Below are 25,249 nucleotides of genomic sequence, written 5' to 3'. Positions count from 1 at the left end.
AAAAGAGACGCTAACTTAAGCGTCTCTTTTTTCATTATATTTTAACAACTGTTCTTCCTTTTAACTTTCCTTGCAATATAAGTGTAAACTTCTTCTCTAATTCTTCTAATGTACATTCTTCTGTATAAGATAGTAATTCTTTATTTCCCCATTCTTTCGCTAAAAGCGTCCACACATCTCTTCTCACATCCACTGGACATTGCACGGAATCTACCCCTAAAAGGCTTATGCCTCGTAAAATAAATGGATATACTGTTGTTTGTAGTTCCTGGCCTGCCACATTACCGCATGTCGTTACACAACCACCATACTTTACTGTTTTTAAAGCTGTTTCTAACATATGTCCACCTACAGTATCGATAACTCCGGCGTATATCCCTTTTAACATCGGTCTTCCTGATTCATCATTCAATTCCGCGCGATGAATCACTTTTTTCGCTCCTAGACGTAGTAGCATCTGTTCCTCTTCCATTTTCCCTGTCGCTCCTACTACGTTAAACCCTAACTTACTTAATATACTAACAGCTACACTCCCTACGCCGCCTGTAGCACCCGTTACTAAAACATCTCCCATACTAGGCTTGATTCCTGCTCCAATAAGCTTATATACCGACAAAGCAGCAGTAAAACCCGCTGTCCCATACATCATACTTTCCTTTAATGACATTCCTTCTGGTAAAGGCACGACCCAATATGATGGGACCCGAATATATTCTCCGAAACCACCAGAGGTATTCATACCTAAGTCATATCCCGTTACAATAACTTGATCTCCTACCTTAAAGGAGTTATCTTCACTACTCACAACTTCTCCTGCGGCATCAATTCCTGGCGTATGAGGATACGTTCTCGTAACACCTTTATTACCAGTAGCTGAAAGGGCATCTTTATAATTTAATGAAGAATAATGAACTTGTATGAGTACGTCTCCCTCAGGTAAACTACTTACTTCTCTCTCAACAACTTTTCTTACAAACTGATGATTTTCCGTTTCGTTCACAACGATTGCTCGGAATGATGTATGTTTCATTATGCTCTCTCCTTTATCCGTCAAATTCTTCTTTATTATATAGAAAAAATAAGTAAGCTTACTCATTTCTTCTTGGCTATATTTCAACAAATCTTACTTCCCTATCACTTTCTCATAATATATATTTTCATTTCTACTAATAGCCCTTATACTTATTCTACATCTACAAAATAATATATAGAAAATCTGACTTTTTATAAATAAATTGAATTTTTACGAAATGTAAATGATTTGTAATGTTTTTTTTCGCTAAATTTCATTATAATAAGTGGATATGAGTGTCGTATTTCAATCCAAATGAAGGAGTACAAGAAATGGAGCAAAACCCATCTTTGCAAGAAAATACACGCAGTAAACCGAAAAAAAATAAGAAAAAAATAAAAATTATTATAAGCGCTATACTATTCGTTTTATTAATAGGCGGCGGTTATACTTGGTTTTTAGTAAATAAAGCATCTTCTGCTGTTCGAAATGCCGCACACGATTTAGCACGCGGTGATAAATCTGATTTACGAGATAAAGCTGTAAAACCTATTACAAATAACGTCTCTGTTTTAATAATGGGTGTTGATGAAAGCGATGTCCGAGGAAAAGAATATGGTGAAGCTATAAGAACAGATGCGCTTTTACTTGCAACATTTAATAAAGATAGCAAAACTGTTAAACTATTGAGTATCCCACGTGACACATATACTTATATTCCAATAGAAAAGAAAAAAGATAAAATTACACACGCTCATGCATTCGGTTCTGCTAAAAACGGAAAAAATGGCGGACCACAAGCAAGCATTGATGCAGTTGAAAAATTAATGAATGTTCCTGTCGATTATTTTGTGAAATTTAACTTTAAATCATTTATAAAAATCGTCGATGACTTGGGCGGTGTTGAAGTTGATGTACCAGTTGAATTTACTGAGCAAGATAGCAATGATAATGCTGAGGCAATTCACCTAGAAAAAGGTGTTCAAAAGTTAAATGGCGAAGAAGCTCTTGCTCTTGCTAGAACAAGACACATCGATAGTGATGCAATGCGTGGACAACGTCAACAACTCGTTATCGAGGCTATTTTAAAGAAACTAACAAGTGTTGGTTCTGTAACAAAAGTTGGCAACATCATTGATGATATTAACGGACAATTCGTTACAAACTTAACATTTGATGATATGCTTTCATTCTATAAATATGGATCGGATTCGGAAATTGAGAAATTACAAATCCAAGGTGATGATTGCTATATGGCAAAAGGTGACGATACATGTAGCAAATCTGCTGGTGGTGGTCGAACTTACTACTACAATCCAGATAAAAAAGAATTAGCTAATGTTACAAATGAACTTCGTACTCATCTTGGGCTACCTGCATATACAAAGTCTGACTCAGACTCTGATTCGAAAAAGACAAAAGAATCTAAGTCTGAAAATTCAAGTGAACGCGAATCAAGTAACAATGAAGTGAAAAATAAGAACAAAAATAGCAGTGAAGATACAGAAACATCGTCTAACGACAATGAATAGTAAAGAAGCAGTACTCTATGGAGGTAGAGTACTGCTTCTTTTTATTTCTTCAGAATCAAAAATCAGAACTTTCTAACTATCTTTTTTAATATTTTTAAATTATAATAAATAGTAGCAATCTATTCCAATTATCAGGGGGGCTCATACATATGAAAGCTGCAGTAAAACATAACATCTCAGATTTTAAAGACTACTTAAAATCCAACGATATATACATGGAAGAAAATATAGATGAAAATGATGGCTCTGTTCATTTTTCAGTAGGATTAGAGACAGAAGCTGGCGCAAAAATTCAACTTATCGCTGCTTTCCAAAACGAACATCCTACGGTAGATATATACTGCTTCAATGTTGCTCACGTGCCTGATGCAACATCAACAAATGATATTTTACATGTTATTAATGAATTAAACACATCTTATCGCTTTGCAAAATTCACATTAAACAAGCAAAATGCAATTGATATTTCAGCATCTCTTGCATTCTCAGAACCAAACTTTAATCCAGCACTTGTCTTTGAACATACGAGAATGCTATATAAATTAGCAAATGACGAATATAAAAACTTAATGAAAGTTATTTGGGCATAAAGTAAAACTATAATCCGTTAGGTTTACGGGCAATAAATAAAAGGATGGGCTGTAAGCAGCACCATCCTTTTATTTTGATATCATATCGATCCACATTTTAACAGCAGTGCCTACAATTAAAGTGGACAATACATATTGCAGTACTTTTTGATTTAGCCTCTTCCCGACTCGTGCTCCAAGTGGCGCAGCAAATATACTGGCAACCGCAATAATTAGAGCTGGAATGATAACTACTTGCCCAGTAATCACTTTTCCTGTAGTAATCCCTATTGAGGAAATAAACGTAATAGCGATAGATGTCGCGATCGTCATGCGCAGTGGTAATTTTAAAATAACTAGCATAATGGGAACTAAAAGGAACGAACCTCCAGCTCCTATAATGCCTGAAGCTCCCCCTACAACGAACGCTAACAAGCTTGCTAACCATTTATTATACTTCACATCTCCACTATTATTTTGTTTCGGTACAAACATCATAATAGCTGCAATTGTAGCTAATGCTGCATAAACAACATTGACTGTATGTTCCTCTAATATGTTAGCACCGAAACTCCCTATGAAGCTTCCTATTAATATACTAGCTCCCATATACATAACTAATGTTTTATTCATGTCATTACTTTTCCGGTATGCCCACGCGCCTGCAAAAGTTGCAAAGAATACTTGTACCGCTGTAATACCGCTCACTTCATGTGACGTATAGCCAGTAAATCCTAGCAATACTGGAATGTATAAGATCATTGGATAATTAATAATCGCGCCACCAATCCCAACCATTCCTGATATAAACGATCCTATAAACCCAATTATAAAAAGTAATACGACTAAGCTCATCTTACATCCCCCGCCTTCTAAAAAGAAGGTGATTTAAATGAATAAGTTTACATTCCCATCCGAAGCATCTGCTAAATATGCCCCTACGCCTGCAAACTCTACCCCTTCCATAATCTCTTCCTCTTTTAACCCTAATAAATCTACTGTCATTTGACAAGCTACAAGTTTAATTCCTTGTTCTTTCGCCAAATCAATTAAATCTGGCAAAGGCATTGCGTTATGTTTTTTCATAATGCCTTTAATCATCTTTGGCCCCATGCCAGCAAAATTCATTTTGGATAATCCCATCTTATCGGCACCGCGTGGCATCATTTTTCCAAATACTTTTTCTATAAATGTTTTCTTTACATTCACATGTTCATCTTTCCTTAAAGCATTTAATCCCCAGAAAGTATGAAAAATAGTTACCTCTTGGTCATACGCCGCTGCACCATTTGCAATAATATAAGCAGCCATTGCTTTATCGTAATCTCCGCTAAATAACACGATTGTCGTTTTCTTCTGTTGTTCCATATTGTTCTCCCTCCAATTACCTATAGGGGTATTTATCTGTTTATAAAAAGGCCCAAATCACTTACTTCACTATATGACTTTACCTTCCCACGCTAACATACCACCTACCACATTGATTACTTGAAAACCGTAACTTTCTAAAAATTGAACAGCTCTTGCACTTCTCCCGCCTGAACGACAAACGATAATATATTCCTGATTTTTATTTAATTCATGCATTCGAAACTCTAATAGCCTTAGCGGAATATTACATGCTTCTGGAATTCTTCCTTCTGCTACTTCTTCTACTTCACGGACATCTACGATATTTACTGCTTCTTTACGTAACAATTTTTCTTCTAATTCTTTTGCTGTCATTTCTTTCATTTTAAAGTCCCTCCTCACAAAGCATTCATACCACCTGAAACGTTTATTACTTGCTGAAACCCTAGTTTTTTCAACATCTTTGCAGCTTGCTTACTTCTCATTCCACTTTGGCAAATAACGATTACTTCCTTATTTTTATCTAACTGACTTGCTCTACTAGCTAACTCATTTAACGGGATATTCTGAAATCCTTTCATATGATTTCCTCTATATTCACCTACTGTACGAACATCGATAAGTTGTTTCCCCTTTTTTTCCACTATATTCTTTAATTCTTTTCCACTGATATTTTGCACACCTTTCACTGGTAAAAATCGTGAAATAACAAACCATGTAGCAAGTACAATGAAAAGCGTACTTACTATTGTGTTCATATAACCACCCTCTCTGCATTTATAACAATATTTTTTCCTACGCCTTCTTAATCCAAAATTTTAGCACATCAGCTTCTTCTACATGCTTTACGATGTCATGACCACCTTTATTTGCCCACGCTGGAATATCCTTAACTGATCCTTTATCCGTTACATGTACTTCTAACACTTCTCCAGTTTGCAAAGTATCCATCGCTTTCTTCGTTCTTACAATCGGCATTGGACATGCTAAACCTTTCGCATCTAATACTTGTTTTATATTCATCATCAATTCCCCCAATTTGTTATTTTTATAATGACTCATGCACTGCACAACGATTTGGGCCAATCTCCATTTCACCCTCTTCTTCCACACTCGGATGAATTTTCCCCATATTCGTTTGACGAATTTCTTCGTATGCATTTGGTTGTGGCGGTAAGTTCTCTGTCACAGTTTTACGAAACTCTATTTCATCAGCAATATTTAACCCTACATTCTCTTTAAATAGATCTTGTAAGCTCGCACTCACAATACCACTTTCATCCATTTCACTTATTTTTGAATAATGAGCTGGTAAAACAATTAAATCTTGAGACAGTTCCTTATAAAGTGTATATAACGTATTTCTTAAATCACTCACCCAATCTTCAGCCTTACCAGCAAGATCAGGACGTCCAATTGAATCTACAAATAAAATATCGCCTGATAATAAATAAGAATCATCTACAATAAATGACGTACTTCCAATCGTATGCCCTGGTGAGTATAACGCGTCAATTTCAATCTTTGTACCCCCCACCGTAATAACAGATCCTTCTACAAGTGGTTCATATGAGAAAACGACTTCCTCGGCATCTTTTGGCGGTAACCAATACGTACCACCTACCTTTTCTGCTAACTTACGCCCACCAGAAATATGGTCTGCATGTAAATGTGTATCCATTACATTCGTAATCGTAACACCATGCTCTTTCGCAAACTCCTCATATGCTTCAACCGTTCTTACTGCATCAATAACTGCTGCTTCATCGTTAGAAACAACCATATAAGATAAACAGCCTTTTCCAAGGCGATTAAATTGATATATACTTCCTCCGCCCTGTACATCCCCTACTTTTAACGGCTTCACATATTCACTCCAAGCTTTCATGCCACCAGCTAAATAATAAATATTTTGTAATCCCGCCTCTGTTAATTGCTCTGCCACAAATATAGAAGACCCTTCTTTTGCACATACTACTAAAACATCTTTATCTTTAGGTAATTCACTTACAATATGATCTACACCATCTAATAAGTCAAAGTAAGGTCTATTAATAGAAGAAACTTGTTTCCCTTCAATTTTCCAATCTTCATAATCCGTCTCATTACGAACATCTAAAATGAATAACTCTCCGAATAAAATTTTCTCTGCCACATCTTTTGCTTGTAACGGTTTAACATTCATTTCATTACCCCCATAGGTATATTTTTATTCAAAAAAATTTACTTCTCTATATTCCCTTGCCACTCTACCATACCTGGAATGACATTTTTCACATTTAAATAACCTTTCTCATTCAACATTTGGCAAGCTACATCACTACGGTTACCAGTTCGACAAATAACATAAATTTGCTTCGTCTTATCTAATACTGCGCTGTCTAATTCACCTAATGGTACCGAAATGGCGGATGGAATATGGCCAAAAGCAAATTCCGCTGCTTCGCGAACATCTAATACAATGTTCTCTTCTCCATTAGACAATATAGACTGTAATTCTGCATTCATAATTGTATGAGGATATTTCACAATTTCATTCACTTCATGCTCGTTTGCTTTCCTAACATAATGCACCAATACATCACCCTCGTGTTTCGTCCCGATATATTGATGTCCTACTTTACCCGCCCAACTTTTTATATCTACCGTAGATCCTTTATCTGTTGCCTTAACTTCAATCACCTGCCCTGGTGTTAACCCTTCTATTGCCTTCTTCGTTTTCACAATAGGCATCGGACAAGCCAAACCTTTACAATCTAAACTCATATCCACTTTTATACTCATAATCGATTCCTCCACAATTTATATACATATACCTGTAGGGGTATATTAAAGCGTTTTTGAAAATCTGTCAACACTTACGTTTGACAGATTATCGGCTTTTTACAAGTAATTGAACAGCTTCTTTAATTAACTCTTCATTTGAACCATTACCACTTTCAAACTGTTCACGCAAACATTGCTCTAAATTCGTTCCAACAACGAGTCCAATTGTACGATCAAGTGCAGAACGAGATGCTGTTAACTGTGTAATAACTTCTCGGCAATCTTTTCCTTCTTCCATCATACGAAGCACACCACGAACTTGACCTTCAATACGTTTCAATCTATTTTTCATATCTTGATTATATTCCATTCTATAATCACCTCATTACCATTATGTCACCATTTATAACCTATGACAATATATTATACCCTATAGGGTATTTTGTAAACCCCTATTTTTAATTTTTGTCTTATATGTTCGCAAACCAAAAAATAAAACCTTAATCTATAGATTTTCATCTTCCACTAAATTTTTAAGTAGAAGATGAAAAATATCAATATACAACACGTTCTGGCAATACTGTCCCATACAACTTAAAACCACCATCTACATTCTTTACCTTATATCCCTTTTCCATTAACATACGCGCTGCAACATACCCTCTCATACCAAGTTGGCAAGTGATATATATTTCTTTGTCCATTGGTACTTCCTCCAATCGATCACGTAATTCATCTAATGGAATATTAATAGAGCCTTTAATCATTCCCTGTTTTAGTTCATTAGGTTCTCGAACATCAATAAGGTACCCACCATTTTCAACAATGTGATCTATTTCATGCCATTGCACTGTGTCCACAAAACCATCTACTATATTACTTGCAGCATACCCCACCATGTTTACTGGATCTTTTGCAGAAGAATACGGCGGGGCATATGATAATTCTAAATCTGGTAAATCGATTACAGTTAAATTTGCCTTCATTGCCGTTGCAATAACATCGATACGCTTATCTACCCCATCACGCCCTAAAGCCTGTGCTCCGTAAATTTTTCCGCTTTCTTTATTAAAGATTAATTTTATTAGCACTGGCGTAGCATTCGGATAGTATCCTGCATGAGAATTTGCCTGTACATGTACTACCTCATAGGGTATATTTAGTCGTTTTAATATTTTCTCATTCACTCCAGTCGAAGCAACTGTTAAATCAAAAACTTTAGCCACAGAAGTTCCCATCGTACCTTTATATAAAGAATCCGTATGACCATGAATAATATCTGCTAACATGCGACCTTGACGATTAGCTGGCCACGCTAAAGGAATCATCGTTTCTATTTCTGTAACAAAATCTTTCACTTCAATCGCATCACCAATTGCATATACATATGGGTCAGATGTTTGAAATTTCTCATTTACCTTTATCGTTCCTCTAACTCCCAATGCTAATCCTGCCTCTTTCGCTAAACTACTCTCTGGTTGTACACCAATTGCTAAAATAATCATATCTGTTTTTATAACTGAGCCACTTTTTAAACGTACAATAGCCCCGTCTTCTTCTAACGCATCTACACCATCTTCTAAAACAAGCTCAACATTGTGATTTCTCATATGTTCATGTACGTATGCTGCCATTTCATAATCGATTGGTGGCATTACTTGATTCGCCATCTCTACAAGAGTAACATCAATCCCGCGTTCTCTTAAATTCTCAACCATTTCCACTCCAATAAATCCTCCACCAATAACCGTCGCATGACGTGGTTTCTTCTCATCAATATACGCTTTTATACGATCTGTATCAGGTACATTTCGTAACGTAAACAACGCCTTCGCTTCTTCAATGCCCGGAATAGGTGGAACAATTGGTTTCGCCCCTGGTGAAAGAATCAAAACATCATATTCCTCGTTATATGTTTCATCTGTAGTTACATTCTTTATCGTAATTGTTTTCTCTTCTTTATTAATCTTTACAACTTCACTCAATACACGTATATCTAAATTAAAACGTTTTGACATCCTTTCAACAGTTTGTACTAATAACTTTTGTCTTTCTGTAATGACACCGCCAATATAATATGGCAATCCACAGTTTGCGAACGAAATGTATTCACCGCGTTCAACCATAATAATTTCATCTTCCTCACTTAAACGACGAAGCCTTGCAGCTACTGATGCCCCGCCAGCAACTCCGCCTACTACAACAATTTTTCTAGACATATTTCAAACCTCCATGTTATTTATTATTTAATTTTTTCATGAATCACACAAAAACCTATACCTGTATGGGTATATAATAGGGTATAAAAAATTTAATTTCAATCAATATGTCTTTCTTTCACAAATTTGAAACAAAAAAGAACTTAGATATTTCCAAGTTCTTTTTCATATAGTTCTGTTCTATAACTTTCTTTACTATTACATCAATACCTAAAGATGGTGTAGTATGAGGGAATACTTGTTTTAGATAACTGAACTACACCTACATTTAAATTTCCAAACTCAATAGTTTCACTTGAAGTTAAATATATTTCGCTTAAAATTCTTAAATACCACAATCTAAGAAAATGACTCCAAATGGATTTACTATATTTATTCAGACCATCTTTTAATATTATTAAACACATTGTCTGTTATCCGATTTCCAAAATTCATATTTTTATTTCCTCTTGTATGAATGGCTATTATTTTGATACCTGTATCAAAATAATGATATACAGGTGATCCACTTTGCCCTTCATAAGTATCAATCTTGTATGTTAGTCTGCTAGGATTAACACCTTCAATTGGACCATAATCTCTCCACATTGTGTAACGTTCATTTCCTATTTTATCAGCTGGATATCCAGGAATCACCGCAAGTAAACCTTTTGGTGATTCTACATAGGTAGTTCTATATCCAAACCAACCCGTATAATCTCCTGGAGACCCATTTAATTTAATCGTTCCATAATCATAATTTGAATTTTCGTTATCAGTCCATCCACTTACCGAGTAAAGTTTTGTTCCTTTATAAGGTAAATACGGTGCTTGTCCTCCATTACGTCCTGGAGTTACAATAACATTTGTCGCCCATCCACCAATTTCTTTATTGTAAATACAATGTCCAGCTGTCAGCACTGTATCTTTACTAATTAGTGCTCCTGTACATCCATAAATTTCTCCACTATTATACTGAGTTGCTATATGGACTACAGCACTATACGGATATGAAGTTGTATCATTAACCCGTATTCGATCATCTATTCCTATAACAGAATAGGTAAGAATGTTAGGTGAATAATTTAACTTCGTATTTTCTAAGAAGGCTCCCCAATCTTCCCCACCATGTTTACGCCCTTCAAATGAAGGTGAAACAAGATCTTCTCCCCTTCGATCATTACTATACAAAGATTGTTCTTGAAAAAGTACACGTTCTCCCTCATTTGAAACTGATGTCCACGGTACATCTTCTGCATACACCTTCTGATTCACCAAAAATACTGTACAAAAAAAGATAAAAAGAACACCAAAACTATAAAGAGCCAACCTACATCTTATAGAAATAAAGCTATCCAACATAACTTACCTCCTATACAAATGATAGCGAACAATTGAAGATCCCTTTATAAATTCTAGTTTTTCTTTTTTTAGAAGTCAATGTAATTAATAATGATTATCATTATTAATTACATTGACTTAACAAAATCAAACAATGAGTCATATTCTTTACTCTGCGTTCAAAAACCTGTCTCATTAAAGTTTCACCATATTACATAAATCCATAACCTTTTTCACAATCAACTCCGCAGTATTCTCTCCCGGTGGCATTAACAAATTTGTAACTGTTCCATACACAATAGGACTTAATTCTACTTCATATCCGCCATATGCATATTCGTCTTTTGTCGGTAAATAACCAAGATATCCGTTCATATATCCACCAAAGAAAGCCAATTCATTTTGAAGGCTCTCTTTCATTGCTAAGGCAGTTTCTGAAAAAGGTTCCATCGGTATACCTGAAAACATACCATCATTAACTTGAAACAGTTGAACTTCTAAATCTATACGTAACTTCCGAATACCTTGCCTATATTTCTCTAATACGATAGCAACCCATTCATCCGTATTCACGCCCCACTGCTTCTCGGCTAATCGAGCCATGCTTCGTATCTCATCAATTTCAGGAATATCATTCAACTTCATTTGCATCATACTTGAAACTGTCCTTAAATTTAAAATTGGGCTATATGTAACTGCTGGCAACATCGTTAATATATGTCCACTAAGTATGTAAGCCATTTGTTTTAAGGCTTCACTTGAACCGCGATACTTCGCATTCACATTTCCAGCGGCACCTTGAACGATAATAACAGGGCAGTTCACTATCTGCTCTAGAATCTCTCTCGTTATTCCAGGATAATCTGCTGATAATTCATCGCTATCACCTTTTAAAACATTCGGATGCGCCGTACAAAATACTATAATCCCAGATAGCTCCTTCGTTTCAGCATCTCTTATTGCCAACATGCCAATTCGCTTATCTACAACACCTTCTATATTTGTTCCCATCTTTGCTTTTCCATCAGATGTTCTCTCTCGTCGGTTTACACCAATATCACCTGTCGTAACACCCCATCCAACTTCGCATCGCTTTAAATTGTTATTTGCAGTAACAGCACCATGTACTACATTATTTACTAAAATCATTTTATACGACTGCACTAGCGGATCATCACCGACTGTCTCTGGACCGGAATGCGTATGAGTATAAACAACAGTTATTCGCTCAACTGGCACATGAACCTCACTCGCTACTCGTTCACGAATCATATTCGTATCTTCTACTAACATACCGATATTATCAATGCTTATAAACACAGTCTTCATTTCATCTTTTTCAAATACAAAAACTGTCCCGTAAATACGTTCTTCAACATTATTTATGCCTGCCTCTCTATGATATCCGACAAAATCAATACCTACAGGCGGCGTAATATCAACCTTACATACCCCTATTTTGCTCATTTGAATCGCTCCATTTCTCTATGTAACTCCCTTTTTTAAAGAATAGCATATTTGACCTTGTTCCAAATAAAAAAGAACGGACACAGTATCCTATGTCCGTTCTTCCCCTCACACATACTTCCGATGCACCATCTTTCCATCATAAGAAAACACAACACCCTTACTCTCCACAATGGACTCCATATGCACCGTTCTTCCCCATAGTTGATGAAGATATGGTAATACTTTTTCTAAGTATTTTAAATCGAGCTCGATTCCTTCGTAACTATGTTTAATGTACAATTCTCCGTTCTTTAAGTAGTCTCCGTCTTCTACTACTAAGTACGGGAAGCCGCCATTTGTACGCATATTTACGAGTTGATCACGCACATGTTCCCACTCTTTATCTATTACTTTATACTCTTTTCCTTGGCGCTGGAATAAGTACATATCTTCTCGCATAACGAGATCTTTATTTAAGTAGTTTCTTAAGAACGATACATCCCATTCAATTTCGCGTACTTCAAAGATTTTGTCACGACCAGACCCAGGTTTTACACCACGGCGTTTCATTTCTTCTGTTGGGTTATTGTAACGTTCTTCAATATCTTCAAACATTTTAATCCCAAGGTAGTATGGGTTAATGCTTGTTTTTGATGGCTGTACAACACCCGCATTTAATTTCGCAAATTCAATTGCTTCATCAGATGTTAAGTCCATTTCACGAAGTATGCGTTGATGCCAATAGGACGCCCAGCCTTCGTTCATAATCTTCGTTTCAAGCTGCGGCCAGAAATATAACATTTCTTCACGCATCATCGTTAATATATCACGCTGCCAATCTTCTAGCTCACGGCTATATTCTTCAATAAAGAGGAGCAAGTCTTTCTCTGGTTGCGGTGGGATCTTCTTCTTTTTGCGTATATTGGATCGTTCTCTCTTTTTGTTTCGATCATCTAAATTCCATAGATCATCGTATTGTGATACCTTTTTCTTTTCTACTTCTTCTTCTAAATCATCAATACTCCACGCAAGTTTGGGACGCATGAGCGACGGGTCAATGTGCTCTTGAATGGCAAGTACGGCATCTAAAAATGTTTCTACTTCTTCTTTTCCGTACTTATGCTCATATGCTTTCACCCGTTCAGCTGTCGCTGACATACTCTCTACCATATCTCGCTTCGTATTTGAAAAACGAATATTATTTTTGAAGAAGTCACAGTGTGCTAAAACGTGCGCTACAATTAATTTGTTTTGAATTAAAGAGTTCGTATCTAATAAAAAGGCGTAACATGGATCAGAGTTAATAACGAGTTCGTATATTTTACTAAGTCCTAAATCGTATTGTAATTTCATTCTGAAAAATTGTTTTCCAAAACTCCAATGTGAAAACCTTGTCGGCATCCCATATGCACCAAATGTATAAATAATTTCCGCTGGACATATTTCATAACGCATCGGATAAAAATCAAGCCCAAATCCAGTCGCAATTTCCGTAATTTCCGCAATCGCATATTGTAGTGCTTTATCGTCACTTGCTCTCATTATTTTCCCTCCTTACACTTTCCCTTAAGAAAGTGTATGATGAAGAACAAGCTTTCATGAGGATTGATTGCATAATAAAAAGACACCCCCGCAAAAACGAGAATGTCTCATCTATTAACCTTCAATAATCTCCATCTTCTCCGTAATCGGAGTACGTGCTTTTCCTTCTGGCGCTTTATCGAAATAGCCGATATGAAGAATTCCAACGATACGTTGGCCTCTTGTTAAACCGATTCCTTCTATAAATAATGGATTGTAGTTTAATCCGCCTGATTTCCAAACGCAACCTAATCCGCGTTCCCAAGCAAGAAGTTGGAAGTTTTGCATGAATGCACATGTTGCAGCATAATCTTCATCACGTTGAATTTGACGCGGATCTTCATTTATATATACAACGATTTGTGCAGGCGTGCTTAAAAAACGATCTGATAAAATTTTACCGCGTTTCGCTCTTTCTTCTTCCGTGAAAGAGTTTAATACTGCATCTACTAATTTCTTGCGGCCTTCTCCGATGTATAGTTTACAATTCCATGGTTCACGGTGCTTATGATTTGGTGCCCATGTTGCATCGTTTAATAGTTCAATTAATAAATCTTTTTCTACTGCTTTGTCTGTAAATGTACGAACAGAGCGTCTTTCTTTAATCACATTAGCGATGGAAGTATATGTAGTCATATTTATCTCTCCCTTATTTTTATCTATATGTATAAGTTTATCGTCATCATTGATATTGATTTTCAATTTCGATTATACCTTAGTTTTTTACTATTAATCAATGTTTTATGTTGGAAAACTTCTAAAAACGTCATTTCATACTGTGAATAAAAAAACTTGATTTGTTCACAAGTATTTCACATTTTATGGAAATGATATGTGTACAGTTTTCTACATTATCCATCTAGGAGGAGTTTACATGTACAAAAAAATCGCTGTTTGTATGACTATGGCAGCATTATTATGCGGGATATCCACCTTCCCCGCTTCCGCTGCCACACCAAAAGAAGTAACAATGCATCACCATAAACCAATTCCAGAAGAAGAAGTGCAATCGCTAGAAAAACTCGGCTATAACAAACATGAAATTTGGAAAGCTGCTCACATTGCAAGAATCAGTAAACAAGAAATAAAAGATGTTTTATCTTACTATAAGCAAAATAAATCTTGGGAGAAAACAGCCGAGCATTTCGGTGTAGATCCAAGTAAGCTGAAAAAGCATCATATGAGTAAAGAAACAAAGCAAGCACTGCTACAACAGTTAGCAACTATGCAAAAATCCACACCGGATCAGCTAAAGCAAAAAATGAAAGAATATAACATCAAATTGCGTCATCTTACTGTGTTAACAATCATCTCTCAAAAAAGCAATACCTCTCTTGACGATGTATTAAAAATGAAAAAAGATGGAATGGACATTAAACAAATTGCCGAAAAATTAAATGTAAAAAAAGAAGATATACGAGCGGAAATGATGAAATTAGTGAAGTCTATTAAAGAACAAAAAACAAATTAAAATGCTAAAAAGGAAGAGCCATTCACCACTCTTCCTTTTCTTTATGAACTTTCAATTTTTAAGTATAAATTCCCGTCTTTCCCAAAAACTAACACAAGTAAATGATGTAAGTTAGGGGTGAGAAAATGTTCGGTTTATCATCTAAGAAATCAAAAAAGACTAATACAAAAACACTTTGTTCTATCCCAGAATTTATACAAACCATGAAAGAATCAAGCGATTTTGTCTCTTATAACATACTTAAAGATGAAACGTTGTGCTTGTTTTATTATAAATCTGTCGTGGAAGCACTTATTATTAAACAATTCATTTTAACTCCTATAAAAAAGGAATCGGAACAAATCCAAAACATCTCTGATTTATGTAATATTATCTCTATTGAAGACATTATTACCTCCCCTTCTATTGATGATATTCGTGAAAAATTATTAGGTGGATATATTTTAATACGCTTAAAAAACAATTCGAATCCTGATCAATATGCTTTAATTCGTGCCGAAAGTACTGTTTTAGGAAAACGATTATATAACGATACAGAAAATGAGTATAGCGTAATCGGGCCTAAAATCGGTTTCGTTGAAAACCTTGATACAAATATCCACTTATTACGCCGAAATATCGTAACGGAGCAACTCATTTTTAAAGAAGTTACCGTCGGATCTATATCAAAAACAAAAGTAGCAGTTGCTTATATAGAAGGAATTACAAATGAACAATTTGTCAACACCGCAATTCAACGGCTAGAAGACATTGACTTTGATGTCCCATTTGATTCAACTATGATTGAGCAATTTATTAGTGATAATAGCAATTCACCTTTTCCTGTTCTATTACCTACAGAACGATTAGATCGAGCTGTATTTGCATTAATTAACGGGGAAGTTTTAATTTTAACAGATGGCTCTCCATATGCTTTATCAGGACCAACAACGTTACTGGATTTTTTCATTTCACCAGAAGATTATTATTTACCGTGGATGATTGGATCGTTCTTTCGTATTATTCGTTTTTTCGGAGCTATATTTTCTCTGTTTTCCTCCGCTATTTATACAGCGGCTTTAACATATCATTATCAAATGATTCCTGCCGATTTACTAGGTCCTATTATTTTCTCGAGAGCTAACGTACCTTTCCCTCCTATTCTAGAAGCACTCTTTTTAGAAATTACAATTGAATTGCTTCGTGAAGCAGGAGCACGTTTACCGACAAAAGTCGGACAAACGATTGGGATTGTTGGGGGGATTGTAATTGGACAAGCATCTGTTGAAGCAGCTTTAACAAGTACAATTTTATTAATTGCAGTTGCTTTATCCGCCCTTGCATCTTTCACAACACCGACTGTAAAGATGTCTTCTACTATCCGGTTGTTACGCTTTCCGCTTATTCTTTTAGCCGGTGCATTCGGAGGATTAGGCCTTATTGTCGGATTTGTATTTATTTTAGCTCATTTAATTAAATTAAAATCACTTGGATCACCTTATTTATTACCTTTATATCCATTTCGTGGTTTAGGTACAGCAGAAGGTTTTCTTCGATTACCATTTAGTCAAACGGCACAAAGACCTTCTTTTCTTAGACCAAAATCAAAATGGCGCTACAATCCAAACAAATCGAAGCAAAAACGTGATGGTGAGAATGAATGAAAAAAATTTTATTGCACCTTATCATTATCTTCTTCGTTTTACAAACTGGCTGTACACAAACGTATATAGTGGATGCACAGCGTATTATTCATATTGCTGGATTTGACATCACAAAAAACAAAAAATTCCAAGGAACTATTCTATTCCCAGAGTACACACATGGTGTAAAGTCTAAACCAGAGACGCAAACAACATCTGCCCGTTCACTTGAAACAATTGCTTCACGATTAAATGCGAAATCTCCTCACAATGTTGTTGTAGGTCAAATGCGTGTCGTCCTATTTGGAAAGGCTCTAGGGGAACGCGGAATGGGAGAGATTATTACTAACTTACAACGTGACCCAAATATCGGGCGTGATGTACAACTAGCAATTGTAGATGGATCGGCTGAAGAGCTTTTAAATTACGGAAAAAAAAATGGGTCTTTATATATTGCTGATTTACTCGAGCAAAATATAAGAAATGAGAACATTCCACAAACTGAATTAAACATTTTTTTATATAATTATTACTCTTCTGTATGTGATGCCTATGTTCCTTATATTAAAATGGACGATAATCATTCTGTCGCTGTCAAAGGACTTGCCTTTTTAAAAGGCGATAAAGTCGTCATGTATACGGATAAAAGACATTCTGTTTTAGCAAAATTACTTATTAATCCTACGAAAAATGGACGTTACGAAGCAGCAATAAAAAAGGATAAACATAAAGGTATGGTTGTTATACAAAACTTAGCTGGGGAAAATAAGTATGATATAGATCAAACTGGCGACATACCAAAAGTAAAAATCCATTTAAAACTAAATGGATTAATTAAAAACTCTCCTAATTGGATTGATCTAAGAAAAAAAACAAATATCAACTATATAAAAAAACAAATTGAACGAAATGTCGAAAAAGACTGTGAAGATTTAATAAAACAATTTCAAGAAAAAGAAATTGATCCTTTAGGAATACGAGATGAAATTAGAAGCCATACGAGAAAATGGAATATAAAACAACTTCGAAATATGTATAAAAATATAGCGGTAGATATAAATTTAGATCTTAATATTGTACAATCTGGAATCGGAGAATAGTGAGGTGAAATAAGCAATGAATACAATGAATAAAACAAAGACCGTATCTCCATATTTTGCATTTATTTTATTGCATTCTCTCCAGGTTGGTATAGGAATTCTCGGATATCAACGTGTAATTTTGAAAAATGCAGGTTATGATGCTTGGATTTCTCTTATTATTGCAGGTATTGCAACTCATATTGTACTGTTTTGTATGTTAAAAATGCTTGAAAAAGACGGAGATTTAATTAGTATTCATACAACAACCTTTGGAAAATGGGTTGGCTCTATATTTTCTGTAATTTTCACTCTTTATTGCTTATTATTTTGCCTTACTGTTCTTCGTACATATATAGAAGTGATACAAGTTTGGATTTTCCCTACCATTAAGTTATGGAAACTTACGCTTATGTTTTTATTAGTCACTTACTACATTATAAAAGGTGGCTTCCGTTCTGTGACAGGGATATGTTTTTGGGGTATTGTTCTTCCTATGTTCGTTGTATTCTTTTTAGTCTATCCGATGAAGTATGCACATTTTCGTAATATTTTACCTATTTTTACACATTCACCCTTTGACATGCTTATATCTGCAAAACACTCTGCATTGGAATTTCTAGGGTTTGAAACAATTCTTATCTTTTATCCCTTTATTGAAAAAGGAAAATCTTTAAAAAGATGGGCCCATGCTGGAATTGCTTTTAGCACCTTAATTTATGTAGTTTTAGCTATCGTATCTTTTATGTATTACAGCGAGGGACAATTAAACCGTACTATTTGGCCTACTTTAACGATGTTAAAAATAATTAAAGTTCCTTTTATTCAGCGCTTTGAATATATTATTATTTTCGTTTGGTTTTTAATTATTTTACCAAACCTTTGCTTAACCATTTGGTCATCATGTCAAACGATGAAGCGTTCCTTTCATATTTCATTTAAATTTACATTACCGTTTTTTATTTTCATCATATTTTCAGCTTCTCTACTTTTCACAAACCGTGAAAGTATCAACACATTAAATACCGTACTATCTCAAGCAGGTTTATATATTGTATACGCTTATATCCCACTTTTATTTCTATTCCATTCGCTAAGATGGCGCTTCAAAAATCAGTCGAAAAAATCTTCAACCGATACACCGTAATCTCTGATACAATTTGATTAATACATTTGTAAAGGGGACAAGCGAATGAAAAAGTATGTATTTTCTTTACTTGCAGTACTAAGCTTAATTCTTGCTGGATGCGGAAGTACTGGTACAAATGACCAAAAATCTTCTGAATCAAAAAAAGAAGAACATGACCACGCATCGCACACTCAGCAAGCTGACATTCAAGAGAAAACAAAAGGAGTCGACACACTTCCGACCTTCCTAGATAAGCTTGATCCACAAATGAAAGATATCTACACCGTCGCTGGACAAAATGCAGAGCTATTAGATTGGATTCCATGCTATTGTGGTTGCGGTGAAAGTGTAGGACATAAAAATAATAAAAACTGCTTTATTCGTGAAATTAAAAAGAATGGTGAAGTTGTTTGGGACTCCCATGCAACGACTTGCGTCAATTGCCTAGAAATCGCAGTTGAATCTGCTTCCATGAAACAAAAAGGAAAATCAACGCTTGAAATTCGTAACTATATCGATAATAAATACAAAGAAGGCTATGGCAAATCAACACCTACGCCAATGCCAAAAGCTTAAAGAACGAGGAAACTCTTCGTTTTTTCTTTTCATTCACTTTTTTTCTTAACAAATTCTTTCAAGTGTATTTCTCCTTACTTATCACACACTATATATAACTCTCGGTAAGGAGGGTACACAGTGCAAACATATAACGACTATGATAAAGCTCTCTATTACACGTATTGCTGTAACTGGGATAAATTACTCGTTCTCATGGTTCAAACGAACGATCAATTATTTTCTAAGCGTATTGAGCATTTTTTACACGCTTATCAATACAGTAAAGAACTACCAGAAGTTGATAAACAATTACAGCTCCTATTTCAATATATTGACCACGCATCCCAAAAGTCGCATGTAGAAGAAGTAGAACAAATTCAAATGTAAACTATAGCGCTATTCTCTTCCGGAGAATGGCGCTTTTTTAAAATATTTATATCAATAAAAGTTTCTCCTTATAAAACTTTTATTGATAAACATATTTTTTCTTTCTTTTCCATACCACTTCATACTATAATTTAGTATGTAACTATTATAAGAGAGGTATAAAATATGGGACGAGAAAAAAAGCAAGAATATGCTTTACTTACCGCATGGGGAGCTTCTTTTATCGCTACACTAGGAAGTCTGTACTTTTCCGAAATCATGAAATTTGAGCCTTGTGTTCTTTGTTGGTATCAACGTATTTTTATGTATCCATTCGTTTTATGGCTCGGTATCGCTGTGGCAAAGAAAGACTATCGCATCGCAAATTATTCTTTACCAATCGCAACTATTGGTGCTTGTATTTCTTTATATCACTATGCAATTCAAAAAGTCGCAGCATTTTCAGCTGCTGGGGCAGCTTGTGGACGTGTACCATGTACGGGAGAATACATAAACTGGTTCGGCTTTGTGACAATCCCGTTTTTAGCACTTATCGGCTTTATTACAATCGCTGTTTGTAGCTTTATTGTCATCAAAAACAAATAAGGAGATGAAAGAATGAAAAAAATGCTTATATTTGGTGGTATTATTATCGCCTTGTTTGCGGCAATTTTCGCTGTAACACAAATGGAAGAAAAAAAAGCTTCAACTAGCCAAAAAATTGATAATGCTACTGGTAGTCAAACAGATGGTCCTGACTACTACACAAATAAAATCTCTCTTTCAGATCTTCAAAAGAACTTAAAAGAGAAAAAAGAAGAAACAGTATACTTTTATCAAACATCTTGCGTTCATTGCCAAAAATTATCTCCTGTCGTAGTGCCAATGGCTAAAGACTTGAACGTTGATATGAAAGTTATGGATATTGAAAAATTAGATGTTCCTTGGGATGAATATAAAATTCAAGGTACACCAACAATCATTCATTTTAAAGATGGCAAAGAAGTGAGCCGTATTAGCGGTGAACAGCCGAAAGACAAATTAAAAGAATGGCTTGAACAAACGAAAAAGTAATAAGAAAAGGAAACTCCTTCTACACATGAAATGGGCGTAAAATCCCACACTAATGTATAAGGAGGGGGTTTTATGCCAGAAGTAAGATGTTCTGTTTCCAACTGTTCTTTTTGGGGACAAGGTAACTTTTGTCAAGCAAGTGCGATCATCGTTCAGCCTGATGCAGATGAAACTGGTCAAACTGAAAATGATTCATATACAGCTGCTGTTTTAACAAACGAGACGCTAGAAAGTTCTGTAGCAACGAGTGTAGAGACTTGTTGTCATACATTTAAGCCTAAATATTAAACATAAAAAAGCATACGATTCATCGTATGCTTTTTTATATTCCCCTCCAAAAATCATGCATAATAAAAAAGTACAAAATAACGAGAACGGCCGTCCCGCATAGGGTAATGCGCCGATATATACTCTTCTCTCCTTCCCTCGCTTTCACAAACGCCCAAATAAATCCGAAGAACAATATTAAATCAACATATGGAACATAAAAAGAAAAGACGAGAAACGCATATAAATACACGATAAATAAACAGGTCGTTACTAAGAAAACTTTAAACGCAAATTCACTTTTCATAATATAACCGCCCCCTATCTGTACTGTATTATATTCAGCAAAATACAATAGTTGCAGTTAAACTCCAAGTATAAATAAGCTACCGTCTATAATACGGTAGCCATTACGGAACATTGTATTTCCGTTTATATATATTATTTAAAATCGAAGAAGGAATTTGCTCGTAACGAACTTTCTCTCCTGTTTCATCTATAATATACGAATTGTTTCCTATATAATATATTCCATCTTTTCGTTTTGAGTACACTGGATATCTTTCATTTGGCAATACAGTTTTTACCTTCGTTAACTGCCCATTTGGTTCTTGCCAATATATATCCGCGCGGTCTACTAACGTAAGTACTCCAATTTGTTCTTTTTCTATTTTTCGACCATTCCAGCTCACAACGCGATAACCAAGCTTATTCGCTTCATATTCGGGGCTCGTATGAAAACGAGAAATGATTACTTTTGTTTGTAATTGTACTCGGTCATATAACCATTGTATATCCCTGTCATGCATGCGAATACAGCCATTTGATTCCCTACTTCCAATCGTCCATTCCCGGTTCGTCCCGTGAATCGCATATTCATTCTTATCTAGTCCAAGCCACCTCGTACCGAGAGGGTTATTCGGTGCACCCCCAGCTATTTTTTTTCGATGGTATTCTTTATTTTTAAATTTCGTTATAATACAAAAATTACCCTCAGGCGTAGGTGTACGATCTCTTCCAGTCGTTACTGGAAATGTTTTTGTATAATTTCCATTCTCAAAAAAAGACAACTGATTTGTCGTAAGATTCACTAATATTAAATGATCTGTATCAGCAAAAGCACTAACCGGTAGGAAGAAAAATAATAGTAAAACGAAACATACCCTTTTCACCTACATCCCCCCTAGCGCTCGCCATAATAATTGTAATTAGCTTTACTTTGCTCTTATAAATGAAAACTATCCATTTACAATAACGCCCCCATTTACATGTATCATTTGTCCAGTAACATAAGATGAATCGCCAGACGCTAAGTATACGTATGCCGGCGCTAATTCATATGGTTGACCAGGTCTTTGCATAGGGACATTGCTCCCAAACTGAGAGACTTTCTTCTCATCAAAGCTCGATGGAATAAGTGGTGTCCAAATCGGTCCTGGTGCAACACCATTTACACGAATCCCTTTTTGCACTAACGATTGTGAAAGTGATCTTGTAAAAGCTACGATTGCTCCTTTCGTTGCGGAATAATCAATTAAAGTTTCATTTCCTTCGTATGCAACGATAGACGCGGTATTTATAATGACATCCCCTTGCTTTAAATGAGAAAGTGCGGCTTTCGCAACGTGAAAATAAGAAAAAATATTAATACGAAAAGTCTTTTCTAGCTGTTCTGCTGTAATATACTCTAGTCCTTGCTGCGGATATTGCTGCGCGACATTATTTACTAAAACCTGTAAACTACCTAGCTGCTGGACGGTCTCTTGAACAACATCTTTACAATGCTGTTCATCACTTAAATCACCCGGCAACAATACACACTTTACACCTTCTTTCTCAACATATTGCTTCGTCTCATTAGCATCTTCTTCCTCATCTAAATAAGCAATCGCAACATTTGCTCCCTCTTTTGCAAAAGCGATGGAAACTGCGCGTCCAATTCCGCTATCTCCTCCCGTAATTAACACATTCTTTCCTTTTAACTTTTCACTTCCTTTATAATTTGGATCTTCAAACTGCGGAAGTGGATTCATTAATGATTCAATCCCCGGCTGCTTATTTTGATGTTGCGCAGGCATTGTTATAAAGTTTTTTTGCTGTGGCATAGCTGCTTTCAACTCCTTTTCCTTATCATGTGCACAATAAAAAGCTGAAATTCACACATCGTTTTACGATTAATATTCGAATTTAAGACACAAAATATGAATTGTTATAAACTTTTTATGCAAAACTATTGCAAAATAGTTTAAAAACGAATATTATATATAACTGTTGTGAAAATTATTCGTAAACAGAAAGGATGTTTATATGTTTAACCTTTCAAAACATAAAACTTCTATTAAAACTGAAATTATGGCAGGTATTATTACCTTCTTAACAATGGCATATATCATTGTCGTAAATCCTGTTATCCTTGGGGATGCAGGTGTTCCATTTGAACAAGCATTTACAGCAACAATTATTGCTGCTGTTGTCGGAACATTATTTATGGCAATCTTTACAAACTTACCAATCGCAATCGCGCCAGGTATGGGATTAAATGCTTACTTCTCTTACTCTGTTGTAAAAGCGCATGAAGGCATGACTTTCGCAATTGCATTCTCTGCTGTATTCGTAGCAGGTATGATTTTAATTTTGCTATCATTTACATCTTTCCGTACAAAATTAATGGAAGCAATTCCTGAAAACTTAAAACATGCAATTACTGCTGGTATCGGTCTTTTCATCGCCTTTATCGGTTTACGTTTAACAGGTATCGTTACAAAAAATGATGCAAACTTAGTTGGACTTGGTGATCTTCACTCTGCTCCAGTTCTACTAGCACTAGCTGGACTTGGAATTACTATTGTTCTTATGTCTTTAAATGTAAATGGCGCACTATTTATTGGTATGCTCTTAACTGGTATTATCGCTTTCTTCACAGGACAGTTAACATTCTCAAACGGTGTTACATCAATGCCTGGATTACCAGAAGGAATTATCGTTTCAAATCCAATTACTGCTGTATCTGACGTAATTAACTACGGATTATATGGCGTTGTATTCTCATTCTTCCTTGTTACACTATTCGATACAACAGGTACATTACTTGGCGTTGCACAACAAGGTGGATTTATGAAAGACGGAAAGCTTCCAAAAGCAGGACGAGCTCTTCTATCTGACTCATTCTCAGCAACTATTGGTTCTATGTTCGGAACAACACCATCAACAGCTTACATTGAATCATCTGCTGGTGTTGCAGCTGGTGGTCGTACTGGTTTAACAACTGTTACAGTAGCTGTTCTATTCGCACTAACAGCATTCTTCGGCCCATTAGTAAGTGCTGTTTCTGGTGTATCAGCTATTACTGCACCATCATTAATTATCGTTGGTAGTCTTATGATGGGTTCAGTTCGCCACATCGATTGGGACGCATTTGATGAAGCATTCCCAGCATTTTTAGTAATCTTAAGCATGCCACTTACATCAAGTATCGCAACAGGTATCGCACTTGGATTTATTTCATACCCACTTATGAAAGTGGCAAAAGGTAAATTCCGTGCTGTTCACCCACTTGTATATGTATTTGGAATTTTGTTTGCTTATCAATTGATATTCTTACCACATTAAAATCCCTCTTCCTGAGGGATTTTTTTATAAATACTGTTTGACAACAACATTTGTTTGTGGAATAATTCAAAATAGTTAAATATTCGATGTCTTATCAAGAGCAGGTGGAGGGATGAGCCCTACGAAGCCCGGCAACCGACCCATTTACGGGCACGGTGCTAATTCTTACAACACATTGTGTTGAAAGATAAGAGTAATATGATAAGGCGTCTTTTCTATATGAAAAGGCGTTTTTTATTTTCACTCCCTCCTCTCTCTTCTTAGTTTAGGAGGGAT

29 protein-coding genes and 1 riboswitch are annotated in these 25,249 nt (G+C 35.5%); of the genes, 12 read left to right on the top strand and 17 right to left on the bottom strand.

The features are described from left to right. Window positions 1-34: 34 nt before the first annotated feature. A complete protein-coding gene (locus OXT04_RS18675; protein WP_098400877.1) occupies window positions 35-1,030 on the bottom strand; it encodes a YhdH/YhfP family quinone oxidoreductase in 996 nt (331 codons plus the stop codon). A 314-nt stretch (window positions 1,031-1,344) separates the two neighbouring features. Here OXT04_RS18675 and OXT04_RS18670 point away from each other — a divergent pair, with 314 nt between their 5' ends. Both OXT04_RS18670 and OXT04_RS18665 read left to right on the top strand, forming a co-directional pair. Beyond that, a complete protein-coding gene (locus OXT04_RS18670; protein ID WP_000437406.1) occupies window positions 1,345-2,544 on the top strand; it encodes an LCP family protein in 1,200 nt (399 codons plus the stop codon). Window positions 2,545-2,693: 149 nt separating this feature from the next. Beyond that, window positions 2,694-3,134 (top strand): hypothetical protein, encoded by a 441-nt coding sequence (locus OXT04_RS18665; RefSeq protein WP_000642361.1) that lies wholly within the window; start codon window positions 2,694-2,696, stop codon window positions 3,132-3,134. A gap of 69 nt (window positions 3,135-3,203) precedes the next feature. Here OXT04_RS18665 and OXT04_RS18660 read toward each other — a convergent pair whose 3' ends face one another. The 13 genes from OXT04_RS18660 to OXT04_RS18600 all read right to left on the bottom strand — a co-directional run bounded on the left by OXT04_RS18660 (window position 3,204) and on the right by OXT04_RS18600 (window position 14,434). Next, the gene (locus OXT04_RS18660; protein WP_000060742.1) at window positions 3,204-3,968 is read right to left on the bottom strand and encodes a sulfite exporter TauE/SafE family protein; all 765 of its coding nucleotides are present in this window, start codon (window positions 3,966-3,968) and stop codon (window positions 3,204-3,206) included. Window positions 3,969-4,001: 33 nt separating this feature from the next. Further along, window positions 4,002-4,481, bottom strand: coding sequence for a DsrE/DsrF/DrsH-like family protein (locus OXT04_RS18655; RefSeq protein WP_000437741.1), 480 nt, complete (start codon window positions 4,479-4,481; stop codon window positions 4,002-4,004). Window positions 4,482-4,550: 69 nt separating this feature from the next. Then, window positions 4,551-4,847: a rhodanese-like domain-containing protein gene (locus OXT04_RS18650; protein WP_016513697.1), complete on the bottom strand. Its 297-nt coding sequence runs from the start codon at window positions 4,845-4,847 to the stop codon at window positions 4,551-4,553. 14 nt (window positions 4,848-4,861) lie between these two features. Further along, window positions 4,862-5,221, bottom strand: a complete 360-nt coding sequence (locus OXT04_RS18645) for a rhodanese-like domain-containing protein (protein WP_016513698.1) — start codon at window positions 5,219-5,221, stop codon at window positions 4,862-4,864. A 37-nt stretch (window positions 5,222-5,258) separates the two neighbouring features. Next, window positions 5,259-5,489: a sulfurtransferase TusA family protein gene (locus OXT04_RS18640; RefSeq protein ID WP_016513699.1), complete on the bottom strand. Its 231-nt coding sequence runs from the start codon at window positions 5,487-5,489 to the stop codon at window positions 5,259-5,261. Window positions 5,490-5,511: 22 nt separating this feature from the next. Next, complete coding sequence (locus OXT04_RS18635) at window positions 5,512-6,648, bottom strand: MBL fold metallo-hydrolase (RefSeq protein WP_267416582.1); 1,137 nt, start codon at window positions 6,646-6,648, stop codon at window positions 5,512-5,514. A gap of 38 nt (window positions 6,649-6,686) precedes the next feature. Then, window positions 6,687-7,247: a sulfurtransferase TusA family protein gene (locus OXT04_RS18630; protein WP_016513701.1), complete on the bottom strand. Its 561-nt coding sequence runs from the start codon at window positions 7,245-7,247 to the stop codon at window positions 6,687-6,689. 88 nt (window positions 7,248-7,335) lie between these two features. Continuing rightward, window positions 7,336-7,599, bottom strand: coding sequence for a metal-sensitive transcriptional regulator (locus OXT04_RS18625; protein ID WP_000456206.1), 264 nt, complete (start codon window positions 7,597-7,599; stop codon window positions 7,336-7,338). Between the two features lie 184 nt (window positions 7,600-7,783). Then, a complete protein-coding gene (cdr, locus tag OXT04_RS18620; RefSeq protein ID WP_016513702.1) occupies window positions 7,784-9,448 on the bottom strand; it encodes a CoA-disulfide reductase in 1,665 nt (554 codons plus the stop codon). Window positions 9,449-9,820: 372 nt separating this feature from the next. Further along, the gene (locus OXT04_RS18615) at window positions 9,821-10,789 is read right to left on the bottom strand and encodes a trypsin-like serine peptidase (RefSeq protein ID WP_000887279.1); all 969 of its coding nucleotides are present in this window, start codon (window positions 10,787-10,789) and stop codon (window positions 9,821-9,823) included. Between the two features lie 174 nt (window positions 10,790-10,963). Then, window positions 10,964-12,235, bottom strand: coding sequence for a neutral/alkaline non-lysosomal ceramidase N-terminal domain-containing protein (locus OXT04_RS18610; protein WP_000034536.1), 1,272 nt, complete (start codon window positions 12,233-12,235; stop codon window positions 10,964-10,966). Between the two features lie 108 nt (window positions 12,236-12,343). Continuing rightward, window positions 12,344-13,759: a stage V sporulation protein SpoVR gene (spoVR, locus tag OXT04_RS18605; RefSeq protein ID WP_001202717.1), complete on the bottom strand. Its 1,416-nt coding sequence runs from the start codon at window positions 13,757-13,759 to the stop codon at window positions 12,344-12,346. Window positions 13,760-13,873: 114 nt separating this feature from the next. Beyond that, entirely contained in the window at window positions 13,874-14,434 is a 561-nt protein-coding gene (locus tag OXT04_RS18600) for a nitroreductase family protein (RefSeq protein WP_000214819.1), read from the bottom strand. 238 nt (window positions 14,435-14,672) lie between these two features. Here OXT04_RS18600 and OXT04_RS18595 point away from each other — a divergent pair, with 238 nt between their 5' ends. From OXT04_RS18595 to OXT04_RS18555, 9 genes are all read left to right on the top strand, one after another. Next, complete coding sequence (locus OXT04_RS18595; protein ID WP_267416568.1) at window positions 14,673-15,269, top strand: hypothetical protein; 597 nt, start codon at window positions 14,673-14,675, stop codon at window positions 15,267-15,269. Between the two features lie 125 nt (window positions 15,270-15,394). Then, a complete protein-coding gene (locus OXT04_RS18590; protein ID WP_000467491.1) occupies window positions 15,395-16,912 on the top strand; it encodes a spore germination protein in 1,518 nt (505 codons plus the stop codon). Next, complete coding sequence (locus OXT04_RS18585) at window positions 16,909-17,991, top strand: Ger(x)C family spore germination protein (RefSeq protein WP_000722246.1); 1,083 nt, start codon at window positions 16,909-16,911, stop codon at window positions 17,989-17,991. Before OXT04_RS18590 ends, OXT04_RS18585 begins: the two co-directional genes overlap by 4 nt. A gap of 16 nt (window positions 17,992-18,007) precedes the next feature. Continuing rightward, a complete protein-coding gene (locus tag OXT04_RS18580) occupies window positions 18,008-19,117 on the top strand; it encodes a GerAB/ArcD/ProY family transporter (RefSeq protein WP_267416561.1) in 1,110 nt (369 codons plus the stop codon). A 45-nt stretch (window positions 19,118-19,162) separates the two neighbouring features. After that, window positions 19,163-19,675 (top strand): PCYCGC domain-containing protein, encoded by a 513-nt coding sequence (locus OXT04_RS18575; RefSeq protein WP_267416559.1) that lies wholly within the window; start codon window positions 19,163-19,165, stop codon window positions 19,673-19,675. A gap of 120 nt (window positions 19,676-19,795) precedes the next feature. After that, on the top strand, window positions 19,796-20,044 hold the full coding sequence (locus OXT04_RS18570; RefSeq protein ID WP_001195459.1) for a YhdB family protein: 249 nt from the start codon (window positions 19,796-19,798) through the stop codon (window positions 20,042-20,044). Between the two features lie 165 nt (window positions 20,045-20,209). After that, entirely contained in the window at window positions 20,210-20,629 is a 420-nt protein-coding gene (locus OXT04_RS18565) for a disulfide formation protein C (RefSeq protein ID WP_000532261.1), read from the top strand. Between the two features lie 12 nt (window positions 20,630-20,641). Further along, window positions 20,642-21,097: a thioredoxin family protein gene (locus OXT04_RS18560; protein WP_000738432.1), complete on the top strand. Its 456-nt coding sequence runs from the start codon at window positions 20,642-20,644 to the stop codon at window positions 21,095-21,097. A gap of 72 nt (window positions 21,098-21,169) precedes the next feature. Next, window positions 21,170-21,385 carry a DUF1540 domain-containing protein gene (locus OXT04_RS18555; RefSeq protein WP_001115481.1) on the top strand — a complete coding sequence of 72 codons (216 nt, stop codon included), beginning with the start codon at window positions 21,170-21,172 and terminating at the stop codon, window positions 21,383-21,385. A gap of 34 nt (window positions 21,386-21,419) precedes the next feature. On the opposite strand, the gene OXT04_RS18550 is transcribed toward OXT04_RS18555, so the two are convergent. The 3 genes from OXT04_RS18550 to OXT04_RS18540 form a co-directional block, all read right to left on the bottom strand. Next, complete coding sequence (locus OXT04_RS18550) at window positions 21,420-21,671, bottom strand: hypothetical protein (protein WP_267416557.1); 252 nt, start codon at window positions 21,669-21,671, stop codon at window positions 21,420-21,422. Window positions 21,672-21,774: 103 nt separating this feature from the next. After that, window positions 21,775-22,536, bottom strand: coding sequence for a L,D-transpeptidase (locus OXT04_RS18545; protein ID WP_267416556.1), 762 nt, complete (start codon window positions 22,534-22,536; stop codon window positions 21,775-21,777). A 66-nt stretch (window positions 22,537-22,602) separates the two neighbouring features. Then, window positions 22,603-23,469 carry an SDR family oxidoreductase gene (locus OXT04_RS18540; protein ID WP_072939959.1) on the bottom strand — a complete coding sequence of 289 codons (867 nt, stop codon included), beginning with the start codon at window positions 23,467-23,469 and terminating at the stop codon, window positions 22,603-22,605. Window positions 23,470-23,671: 202 nt separating this feature from the next. On the opposite strand from OXT04_RS18540, the gene OXT04_RS18535 reads away from it, so the two are divergent. Then, window positions 23,672-24,973 carry an NCS2 family permease gene (locus OXT04_RS18535; protein ID WP_000482717.1) on the top strand — a complete coding sequence of 434 codons (1,302 nt, stop codon included), beginning with the start codon at window positions 23,672-23,674 and terminating at the stop codon, window positions 24,971-24,973. Between the two features lie 88 nt (window positions 24,974-25,061). Beyond that, a riboswitch (SAM riboswitch) is annotated at window positions 25,062-25,167 on the top strand. Window positions 25,168-25,249: the final 82 nt, after the last annotated feature.

The sequence above is a fragment of the Bacillus sp. GC_Bacil_1 genome (assembly GCF_026540675.1).
Classification (GTDB): domain Bacteria; phylum Bacillota; class Bacilli; order Bacillales; family Bacillaceae_G; genus Bacillus_A; species Bacillus_A cereus.
Note: the sequence above shows the minus strand (reverse complement) of the source record. Positions and strands in the feature narration are given on the sequence as shown.